This window comes from Ectopseudomonas oleovorans (assembly GCF_003052605.1).
GTDB classification, from domain to species: domain Bacteria; phylum Pseudomonadota; class Gammaproteobacteria; order Pseudomonadales; family Pseudomonadaceae; genus Aquipseudomonas; species Aquipseudomonas oleovorans_A.
Window position 1 is genome coordinate 1 of record NZ_QASO01000072.1, and the last position, 9354, is coordinate 9354.

Sequence of the window (9354 nt, forward strand, 5' to 3'; positions counted from 1 at the left end):
CGTAGTAGAGATCCACTCGATTGCACAGTGACATGAACTGATGACGAACCGGTCGCACCGACCTGTGTGTAACCTGCTGCATCCATCGGCCCTCTGCTTTGCAAGGCCGCTAGCCCGGTTAGGCGCACAGGAGCGAAATTCATCATGGCTCAAGGCTAACGCCTTATCAGAAGTCGAATATACGGAAGCAGTCGTACCTAGGTTCAGAGGCAGATTATTTCACTGGCAAAACGGGAGGAGTCCATATATGGATGCAATCCGGGGAATCTCCCCCCGGATTGCATCCAGGCTACGCGTCACGTTCGCTCTTCTAGCTGCTTGTGGCTTGCAGCTTGCCGCCGGTTTTTTAGGCATACTAAGCGCCATTCGCTACTCCGCCAGGTATCGCCCCGCCCATGCTTCGCATCCTTGCCCTGATTCTGCTCAGCAGCCTGATCGCTCCGGCCATCGCCGATCAGCGCGCCGATACCCAGCGCCAGCTGGAAGCGGCACGCCAGGACGTCGCCGAGTTGAAGAAATTGCTGGAGAAACTGCAGCAGGAAAAATCCGGCGTGCAGCAGCAGTTGAAGAAAACCGAAACCGAGATGGGCGACCTGGAAAACCAGGTCAAGGAACTGCAGCGCGAACTCAAGGACAGCGAGCAGGAAATCCGCCGCCTGGATCAGGAGAAAAAAAAACTCCAGAGCGCACGCACTGAACAGCAACGGCTGATCGCCATCCAGGCCCGCGCGGCCTATCAGAGCGGCCGTCAGGAATACGTCAAGCTGCTGCTCAACCAGCAGAACCCGGAAAAATTCTCCCGCACCCTCACCTACTACGACTACCTCAGCCAGGCGCGCCTCGAACAGCTCTCTGCGTTCAACGAGACCCTGCGCCAACTGGCCAACGTCGAACAGGAAATCACCAATCACCAGGCTCAGCTACAGACGCAAAAGGCCGAACTGGATCAGCGTCACGCGCAACTCGCCGAAGCCCGTAAGGAACGCCAGCAGGCGCTGGCCAAGCTCAACCGCGACTTCGCCAGCCGCGATCAGCGACTCAAGGCGCGCCAGCAGGAACAGGCCGAGCTGGGCCGCGTACTGAAGACCATCGAAGAAACCCTGGCGCGCCAGGCGCGCGAAGCCGAGGAGGCACGCAAGCGTGCCCTGGCCGCACAGCAAGCGCGCCCGGGTAACCCGGCAAGCGCTCCGGCCAGCGGCCCTCTGGTCAGTACCGGCGCCGTCTACGGCGGGCCTTTCGCCAGTGCACGCGGCAAATTGCCGTGGCCGGTAGATGGCCGATTGGTAGCACGCTATGGAACCCCGCGCGGCGGCGACGCTCGTACTAAGTGGGATGGCGTGCTGATCGGTGCACCTGCCGGTACTCAGGTACGTGCCGTGCACGGCGGTCGCGTGGTTTTCGCCGACTGGTTGCGTGGCGCCGGTCTGTTGGTCATTCTCGACCATGGCAATGGTTATCTGAGCCTGTACGGCCACAACCAGAGCCTGCTGAAGAATGCCGGAGACGTGGTCAAGGCCGGCGATCCCATCGCCACCGTTGGCAGCAGCGGCGGTCAGGAGGCTTCGGCACTGTACTTCGCCATTCGCCAGAACGGTCGTCCGAGTGATCCGGCACAGTGGTGCCGCGCGCAGGGATAGTCAGGCCTCGAGTCTGATGGCGCCTCATTCATTTAGGAGTTCTTTTCATGTCTCATCGCTTCCGCCCCACCTGCCTGGCCCTGGCCCTCGGGCTGCTGCTCGGCGCTCCAGCCCTGCATGCCGCCGAGCCGGCCCCTGCGCCGGCAGCAACGGCGAGCGGCAAGGCTCCGCTGCCGCTGGATGATCTGCGTACCTTCGCCGAGGTGATGGACCGCATCAAGGCCGCCTATGTCGAGCCGGTGAGCGACAAGACCCTGCTGGAGAATGCCATCAAGGGCATGCTCAGCAACCTCGACCCGCATTCGGCCTACCTCGAACCAAAAGCCTTCGCCGAACTGCAGGAAAGCACCAGCGGCGAGTTCGGTGGCCTGGGCATCGAGGTCGGCATGGAGGATGGCTTCGTCAAGGTGGTATCGCCCATCGACGATACTCCGGCATCGAAGGCCGGTATCCAACCCGGCGACCTGATCGTCAAGATCGATGGCCAGCCGACCAAGGGCCTGTCGATGATGGAAGCCGTGGACAAGATGCGCGGCAAGGCCGGCAGCAAGATCGAACTGACCCTGGTGCGCGACGGCGGCCGCCCGTTCGACCTGACCCTGACCCGCGCCGTGATCAAAGTGCGCAGCGTCAAGAGCCAGATGCTCGAAGACGGTTACGGCTACCTGCGTATCTCGCAATTCCAGGTCAACACCGGCGAGGAAGTCGGCAAGGCGCTGACCAAGCTGCGCCAGGAGAACGGCAACAAGAAGCTGCGCGGCCTGGTCATGGACCTGCGCAACAACCCGGGCGGCGTGCTGCAGGCCGCCGTGGAAGTGGCCGACCACTTCCTCAAGAGCGGGCTGATCGTCTACACCGAAGGGCGTATGGCCAACTCCGAGCTGCGCTTCAACGCCGACCCGGCCGATGCCAGCGAAGGCGTACCACTGGTGGTACTGATCAATGGCGGTAGCGCCTCGGCCTCGGAGATCGTCGCCGGTGCGCTGCAGGATCACAGACGCGCGGTGCTGATGGGCACCAACAGCTTCGGCAAGGGCTCGGTACAGACCGTGCTGCCACTGAACAACGACCGCGCGCTGAAGCTGACCACGGCACTGTACTTCACACCCAACGGCCGCTCGATCCAAGCTCAGGGCATCGTCCCCGACATCGAAGTGGGGCGCGCCAAACTCACCCGCGAGCAGGACAGTGAAGGCATCAAGGAAGCCGACCTGCAGGGCCACCTGGGCAATGGTAACGGCGGCGCTGATCGCCCGAGCAAGGCCGCACAGGCCGCACGCGCCGAGCGTCCGCAGGACGATGACTACCAGCTGAGCCAGGCACTGAACCTGCTCAAGGGCCTGAGCGTCACACGCGGCAACTGAGCCAAGCCGACCAGATAAGGCTCCCGAGGCACCTACCATAGGTGCCCCGGGAGCCGGCATCGCTACAGAATCGTAGGAGCCGGCTTGCCGGCGATGCTTTTCGCCAGCAACGCCGGATGGCTATCGATACGTCGGATCGCCAGCAAGCTGGCTCCTACAGGCTCATCTTCCTATGCCTCACTGACAAGCAGCAGCGTTTCCGCAGAGCACCGCAAAGCCGCCTAGTTCGCGCTATCGCACGGTTACAGATAATTCTCGGTAATGTCGTCGATGAAACCTTCGCTGCGCAGCTCATCCAGCGCCTTCTGCAGACGCTGCACCACCTCGTCCGGGGTATCCTTGTTCAGCGCCAGGTACAGCTCGGCATCCCTGAAACGCAGCACGGTATTGAGGCCGGTGACGTCTTCCTGCTTGGCCAGATAACGCCCCACCGGGTCGGTGGTGGCCCACAGGTCGATTTGCCCGCGCACCAGCTTCTTCACGTTCTCCTGGTCACGCAGGGCGTTGATTGGCTCCAGGCCCTGGCTCTCCAGGTTCTGGCTGACCGCATCGTTCTTGTAGGCACCGATGCGATATTTGGCAGCATCCTGCAGAGTCGACACCTTGATGTCGTTACCCGGCGCGGCGAGCAACACCCAGCCGGTCTTGGCGATCGGGCCGACCCATTTGAACAGCGGCTTGCGCTCTTCGGTATAGGTGGTGGAGAACAGCCCGTAGTTGGGTTTTTCCAGCGTCAGGCGATAGAGACGGTCCCAGGGGAAACGCAGGGTCAGGGTGTAGTCGATGCCGGCACGCTTGAACATCTCGCGCACGATGTCGGCACTGATGCCATCGATACCGTCGTCACGGGCGAAGTTCTTGTCGTCCACCGCCATGTTGAAGGGCGGGAAATTCTCGGTCAGCAGCACCACCTTGTAATCCTGGGGCAACTCCGCGTGCGCGGAACCGCAAAGCATGAACAAAGCGACAAACAGGCTTTTCTTCAGAGTTTTCAGCATAAGACGTACCGCTCGCATGATTTTTGGTTATGGCTAGCGACATCCTTGCATGGGCCCGAGCCCGGTCATTGGCACTCAGCGGCTCCGCCATCCATGGCCAGCGACCGACTCGTGGCCGGTCGCGTGTTCGGTGCTTACAGGTAGCTGTTCAGAGTCTTGTCCACGAAGCCTTCGGCGCGCATCTGATCCAGCGCCGCCTGCAGCCTGGCGACGATCTCATCGGGCATGTCCTTGTTCAACGCCAGATACAACTCGGCACTGTTGAAGCGCAAAACGGTCTTCAGGCCAGAGATGCCCTCCTGCTTGGCCAGGTAGCGACCGGCCGGGTCTCCCGTCGCCCAGAGCTCTATTTGCCCGGTCGCCAGCTTGCGCGCATTCTCCTGGTCACGCAGCGAGGTGCTGTGCTCGACGCCCTTCTCGGTCAGGTATTCGGAGATGGCATCGCCCTTGTAGGCGCCGATGCGATGCGACTTGGCCTCGTCCAGGCTGGTCAGGTTGATCGGGTTGTCACCTTTGGCCAGTAGCACCCAGTCGTCCGGGCCGATGGGGCCGACCCATTTGAACAGTTGCTCGCGCTCCGGCAGACGGGCAGTGACGAACACGCCATAACCCGGTTTTTCCAGGGCCAGCTTGTAGATGCGGTCCCAGGGGAAGCGCAGGGTCAGGTTGTACTGAACCCCGGCACGCTTGAACATTTCCTTGACGATATCCACGGCGATGCCGTTGATGTTTTCTTCCTGGGCGAAATTCTTGCCATTGACCGCCATGTTGTAGGGCGGGAAGTTTTCGGTCAGCAGGACCACGGTGTAGCTTGGGTCCACTTCGGCGCGCACCGCACCAGCAAGCACCATAAGGGTGCCACCCAGCGTGATCAGCAGGCGTTTGAACATGGCATTTCTCTTTCTAGTAATGAGGCAGACCGCCACAGGATAACCGCCAAGCCCTCCCCAGCCCAGCGATTACTGGCAGTGTGCCTCAGTAGCGCGCCTCGATACTCCTCAACGCACCCTCAGCCCGCAGCGAGTCCAGTGCACTTTGCAACTTCTGCACCAGCTCATCAGGAGTCTGCAGGTTGAGCGCCAGGTAGAGATCAGCGGTGTGCAGATTCTGCACCACCTTGAGGTTCTCCAGGCCCTCCTGGCGCGCGACGAAACGCCCCGCCTGATTGGAGGTAACCCACAAGTCGATCTGGCCCCTTTCCAGCTTCTTGACGTTCTCGCTGTCACGCAACGCCGTCTGTACCTCCAGACCACGATCGAGCAGGAACTGGGTCTTGGCGTCACCTTTATAGCCACCGATACGGTAACGCCGTGCGTCGTCGAGACTGCTCAACTGGATCGAACTGTCACCCTTGCTGAACAGCACCCATTCGTTCCTGGCGATCGGCCCTACCCACTTGAACAGCCCTTCGCGCTCTGCGGTACGCGCGGTGGAAAACAGCCCATAGCCCGCGTCATCCAGCGTCTGCTGGTAAACACGCTGCCAGGGGAAGCGCAAGATCTGTTGGCACTGGACCTGGGCGCGCTCGCACACCGCGCGCAGGATGTCCGAGCTCATGCCCGTCACGCCATCGTCACGGGCATAGTTGGTGCCGGCGACCGACATATTGAAGGGTGGCAGATTCTCCGTGAGCAGCACCAGCGGTTCGGCGCGCGCAAGGCTGAGGCCACACGACAGGGCCAGGACGGTCAAGAATCGAATGAGGAACATGGGGACTCCGTGTCGGAAAGATCGGCAGGCAATAGCCGTCTGCGAAATGCAGGGCCATAAGTTTTGGGAATGATGGGCAATGTTAGCCGGATCGCTGGCACTTTGCCGTCGACTCGCCCGCAGCTTTTGTTACCGGCTCTGTCGAGCGATCAACGGGCCACGAGCGTGACCCGAACAGACCGGGGCCTTAGCGCACCACGATACCGCGACTGGCCAAATAGGCCTTGGCTTCCGGCACGGTGTACTCGCCGAAGTGGAAGATGCTCGCGGCCAGCACGGCATCGGCCTTGCCTTCGAGGATGCCGTCGGCCAGGTGCTGGAGGTTGCCGACGCCACCAGAGGCGATCACCGGCACGCGCACGGCCTCGCTGATGGCGCGGGTCACACCGAGGTCGTAACCGCTCTTCACACCGTCCTGATCCATGCTGGTCAGCAGGATCTCACCGGCGCCCAGGTCTTCCATCTTGCGCGCCCAAGCAACGGCATCGAGGCCGGTCGGCTTACGCCCGCCATGGGTGAAGATCTCCCAACGGCCCGGCTCACCCGGCGCAGACACACGCTTGGCGTCGATGGCGACGACGATGCACTGCGAGCCGAAACGCGCGGCAGCCTCGCCGACGAACTCGGGATTGAACACCGCAGCGGTGTTGATCGACACCTTGTCGGCGCCGGCATTGAGCAGGTTGCGGATGTCCTGCACGGTACGCACGCCGCCACCGACGGTGAGCGGGATGAACACCTGGCTGGCCATGCGCTCGACGGTGTGCAGGGTGGTGTCGCGGCCGTCGACGCTGGCGGTGATGTCGAGGAAGGTAATCTCGTCAGCGCCCTGCTCATCGTAGCGGCGAGCGATCTCCACCGGATCACCGGCGTCGCGGATGTTCTCGAACTTGACGCCCTTGACCACGCGGCCGTTGTCCACGTCGAGGCAGGGGATAATGCGTTTAGCCAGTGCCATACGGAGCTCCCGTAGGGTGGGTGCAACCCACCGATAAAGATTGCGTCAACTGCGGCGGGTTTCACCCGCCCTACGGTTCAACCCTTGAAGCTGTCGCAGAAGGCCTGCGCCTCGGCCACATCCAGGGTGCCTTCGTAGATCGCGCGGCCGGTGATGGCGCCGATGATGCCCGGCGAGCGCGCCAGCAGCAGCTTCTCGATATCGCCGAGGTTGTGGATGCCGCCGGAGGCGATCACCGGAATCTTGCTCGCGGCAGCCAGCGCAGCGGTGGCTTCGACGTTGCAGCCCTGCATCATGCCGTCTTTGGCGATGTCGGTATAAACAATGGCAGACACGCCGTCGGCCTCAAAACGCTTGGCCAGATCGGTGGCCTGCACGCTGGAGACTTCCGCCCAGCCGTCAGTGGCGACGAAACCGTCCTTAGCGTCCAGGCCGACGATGACCTTGCCAGGGAAGGCCTTGCACGCCTCGGTGACGAACTCCGGCTCTTTCACCGCCTTGGTGCCGATGATCACGTAGCTGACACCGGCGCGCACGTAGTGCTCGATGGTCTCCAGGGTACGGATGCCGCCGCCGATCTGGATCGGCAGGTTCGGGTAGCGTTTGGCGATGGCGGTGACCACTTCGCCATTGACCGGCTGACCTTCGAAGGCACCGTTCAGGTCGACCAGATGCAGACGACGGCAACCGCCCTCGACCCACTTGGCGGCCATGCTCACCGGGTCATCGGAAAATACCGTGGAGTCTTCCATGCGGCCCTGACGCAGACGCACGCAAGCGCCGTCCTTGAGATCGATAGCGGGGATAATCAGCATCGGTTGAACCTGCTCAAGTTTGAATTCGGTAAGGCGCTCAGCTCTTTTCGAGCGCCCAGAGGTCGCTCTCGATGCTTTCGAACCTGTCCTTCAGGTGCGCCTGCACGTCGAGAATCGCCTTGTTGTAATAGTGCGGCGCCAGCTCGCGGGTGATCTGGTCGAGAACTTCCTGCACTTCGAAGGTGCCCAGTTGCAGCTCGAAACGCTCATCGAGAAAGCGCTGCAGCATCAGCAGCGCGGCCTGCTCCTGGGCAGGCTCGAGCGCCAGACTGGCAGCCTTGCTGCGGGCCATTACCAGCGGCCATCCCAGGCGATGAAGTTCTGCAGCAGCTGCAGGCCATGGGTGTGGCTCTTCTCCGGGTGGAACTGCACGGCGAAGCGCGAGCCCTCGGCCAATGCCGCGGCGAAGTCCTTTCCGTAGTGACCGCGACCGACCACCTGCTGCGGCTTGCCGGCCTCGATGTAATAGCTGTGCACGAAGTAGAAGCGCGCATTGTCCGGGATGTCATGCCACAGCGGGTGCTTGACCGCCTGACTGACCTCGTTCCAGCCCATGTGCGGCACCTTGAGGCGCTCGCCGTCTTCGCTCAGGTCCTTGCCGAAGAAGCGTACCTGGCCGGGGAACAGGCCGATGCAGTCGACGCCGTCGTTCTCCTCGCTGCGTTCGAGCAGCGCCTGCATGCCGACGCAGATGCCGAGGAACGGACGGTCGGCGCTGACTTCACGCACCAGCTCGTCGAAGCCCAGGCGCCTGATCTCGGCCATGCAGTCGCGGATGGCGCCGACGCCGGGGAACACCACGCGGTCGGCCTCGCGGATCACCTTGGCGTCGGAGGTCACCAGCACGCGGCCGGCGCCGACATGCTCCAGCGCCTTGGCCACCGAGTGCAGGTTGCCCATGCCATAGTCGATTACGGCTACCGTCTGCATTTACAAGCAGCCCTTGGTCGACGGCATCTGCCCGGCCATTCGCGGGTCCAGCTCCACCGCCATGCGCAGCGCGCGGCCGAAGGCCTTGAACACGGTCTCGATCTGGTGGTGAGTGTTGTGCCCGCGCAGGTTGTCGATGTGCAGCGACACCAGCGCGTGATTGACGAAGCCCTGGAAGAATTCCTGGAACAGGTCGACGTCGAAGTTGCCGACCACGGCGCGGGTGAACGGCACATGCATCTGCAGGCCGGGGCGACCGGAGAAGTCGATCACCACGCGCGACAGCGCTTCGTCCAGCGGCACGTAGGAGTGGCCATAGCGGGTCATGCCCTTCTTGTCGCCGACGGCCTTGGCGAAGGCCTGGCCGAGAGTGATGCCGACGTCCTCGACGGTGTGGTGGTCGTCGATATGCAGATCGCCCTTGCACTCGATATCGAGGTCGATCAGACCATGACGGGCGATCTGGTCGAGCATGTGCTCGAGAAAAGGCACACCAATGTCAAACTTGGCCTTGCCGGTGCCATCCAGGTTGATCGAGACCTTGACCTGGGTCTCCAGGGTATTGCGCTCGACGAATGCCGTACGTTCGGCCATCACCAGCTCCACGAATAACTAACGGAAGTCGGGTAGGGACAGGCCATTACTGGCCCGTCCCCCCCTAAGAACCGTACGTGCGGCTTTCACCGCATACGGCTCAAGCTTACGAAAAACCAAGTAGCTTGGCCGGCAACGTACGAAGTGTTGCGTCGGATTCTACAGCTATAAGCCGCTGAATCGTAGAGTTACCTCTTGGCGCTGGCTGTGAACCAGCGCGTGGCAGTTGGGATGAAGCAGGGTGCGATTACGTAAAGTATCCGAACCGCCGTCCACACGCCTGATGACGTGGTGATCGTGCCAGCCCGTTTCCTTACTCACCGCTTGCCCGCAAAGGGCACAAAGCCC

General features: G+C 62.2%; 11 protein-coding genes. 2 read left to right on the forward strand and 9 right to left on the reverse strand.

Annotated features, from left to right (window positions below):
* Nucleotides 1-395: 395 nt before the first annotated feature.
* Nucleotides 396-1637: a murein hydrolase activator EnvC family protein gene (locus DBO86_RS12445; RefSeq protein ID WP_108233814.1), complete on the forward strand. Its 1242-nt coding sequence runs from the start codon at nt 396-398 to the stop codon at nt 1635-1637.
* Nucleotides 1638-1684: 47 nt separating this feature from the next.
* Nucleotides 1685-3001 carry a S41 family peptidase gene (locus DBO86_RS12450; protein WP_108233815.1) on the forward strand — a complete coding sequence of 439 codons (1317 nt, stop codon included), beginning with the start codon at nt 1685-1687 and terminating at the stop codon, nt 2999-3001.
* 242 nt (nt 3002-3243) lie between these two features.
* Here the strand turns inward: DBO86_RS12450 and DBO86_RS12455 are convergent, their stop codons facing one another.
* From DBO86_RS12455 to DBO86_RS12495, 9 genes are all read right to left on the reverse strand, one after another.
* Nucleotides 3244-3999: a substrate-binding periplasmic protein gene (locus DBO86_RS12455; protein WP_108233816.1), complete on the reverse strand. Its 756-nt coding sequence runs from the start codon at nt 3997-3999 to the stop codon at nt 3244-3246.
* Between the two features lie 134 nt (nt 4000-4133).
* A complete protein-coding gene (locus DBO86_RS12460; protein WP_003464157.1) occupies nt 4134-4889 on the reverse strand; it encodes a substrate-binding periplasmic protein in 756 nt (251 codons plus the stop codon).
* 85 nt (nt 4890-4974) lie between these two features.
* Complete coding sequence (locus DBO86_RS12465) at nt 4975-5709, reverse strand: substrate-binding periplasmic protein (RefSeq protein WP_100547361.1); 735 nt, start codon at nt 5707-5709, stop codon at nt 4975-4977.
* A 187-nt stretch (nt 5710-5896) separates the two neighbouring features.
* Nucleotides 5897-6667: an imidazole glycerol phosphate synthase subunit HisF gene (gene hisF, locus DBO86_RS12470; RefSeq protein WP_017675945.1), complete on the reverse strand. Its 771-nt coding sequence runs from the start codon at nt 6665-6667 to the stop codon at nt 5897-5899.
* A 77-nt stretch (nt 6668-6744) separates the two neighbouring features.
* The gene (gene hisA / locus DBO86_RS12475) at nt 6745-7482 is read right to left on the reverse strand and encodes a 1-(5-phosphoribosyl)-5-[(5-phosphoribosylamino)methylideneamino]imidazole-4-carboxamide isomerase (RefSeq protein WP_012020037.1); all 738 of its coding nucleotides are present in this window, start codon (nt 7480-7482) and stop codon (nt 6745-6747) included.
* A 37-nt stretch (nt 7483-7519) separates the two neighbouring features.
* The gene (locus DBO86_RS12480) at nt 7520-7774 is read right to left on the reverse strand and encodes a DUF2164 domain-containing protein (protein WP_108233817.1); all 255 of its coding nucleotides are present in this window, start codon (nt 7772-7774) and stop codon (nt 7520-7522) included.
* The gene (gene hisH / locus DBO86_RS12485; protein WP_108233818.1) at nt 7774-8412 is read right to left on the reverse strand and encodes an imidazole glycerol phosphate synthase subunit HisH; all 639 of its coding nucleotides are present in this window, start codon (nt 8410-8412) and stop codon (nt 7774-7776) included. Before hisH ends, DBO86_RS12480 begins: the two co-directional genes overlap by 1 nt.
* Nucleotides 8413-9006, reverse strand: a complete 594-nt coding sequence (gene hisB, locus DBO86_RS12490) for an imidazoleglycerol-phosphate dehydratase HisB (protein ID WP_004374009.1) — start codon at nt 9004-9006, stop codon at nt 8413-8415. It abuts the gene before it with no gap.
* Between the two features lie 165 nt (nt 9007-9171).
* On the reverse strand, nt 9172-9354 hold a 183-nt coding region (locus DBO86_RS12495; RefSeq protein ID WP_146173180.1), incomplete at its 5' end, for an HNH endonuclease signature motif containing protein.

Coding starts and splice junctions, on each gene's coding strand:
- DBO86_RS12465 (WP_100547361.1), bottom strand. CDS start 5,709: ATGTTCCTCATTCGATTCTTGACCGTCCTGGCCCTGTCGTGTGGCCTC.
- hisA (WP_012020037.1), bottom strand. CDS start 7,482: ATGCTGATTATCCCCGCTATCGATCTCAAGGACGGCGCTTGCGTGCGT.
- hisB (WP_004374009.1), bottom strand. CDS start 9,006: ATGGCCGAACGTACGGCATTCGTCGAGCGCAATACCCTGGAGACCCAG.
- DBO86_RS12450 (WP_108233815.1), top strand. CDS start 1,685: ATGTCTCATCGCTTCCGCCCCACCTGCCTGGCCCTGGCCCTCGGGCTG.
- hisH (WP_108233818.1), bottom strand. CDS start 8,412: ATGCAGACGGTAGCCGTAATCGACTATGGCATGGGCAACCTGCACTCG.
- hisF (WP_017675945.1), bottom strand. CDS start 6,667: ATGGCACTGGCTAAACGCATTATCCCCTGCCTCGACGTGGACAACGGC.
- DBO86_RS12480 (WP_108233817.1), bottom strand. CDS start 7,774: ATGGCCCGCAGCAAGGCTGCCAGTCTGGCGCTCGAGCCTGCCCAGGAG.
- DBO86_RS12460 (WP_003464157.1), bottom strand. CDS start 4,889: ATGTTCAAACGCCTGCTGATCACGCTGGGTGGCACCCTTATGGTGCTT.
- DBO86_RS12455 (WP_108233816.1), bottom strand. CDS start 3,999: ATGCTGAAAACTCTGAAGAAAAGCCTGTTTGTCGCTTTGTTCATGCTT.
- DBO86_RS12445 (WP_108233814.1), top strand. CDS start 396: ATGCTTCGCATCCTTGCCCTGATTCTGCTCAGCAGCCTGATCGCTCCG.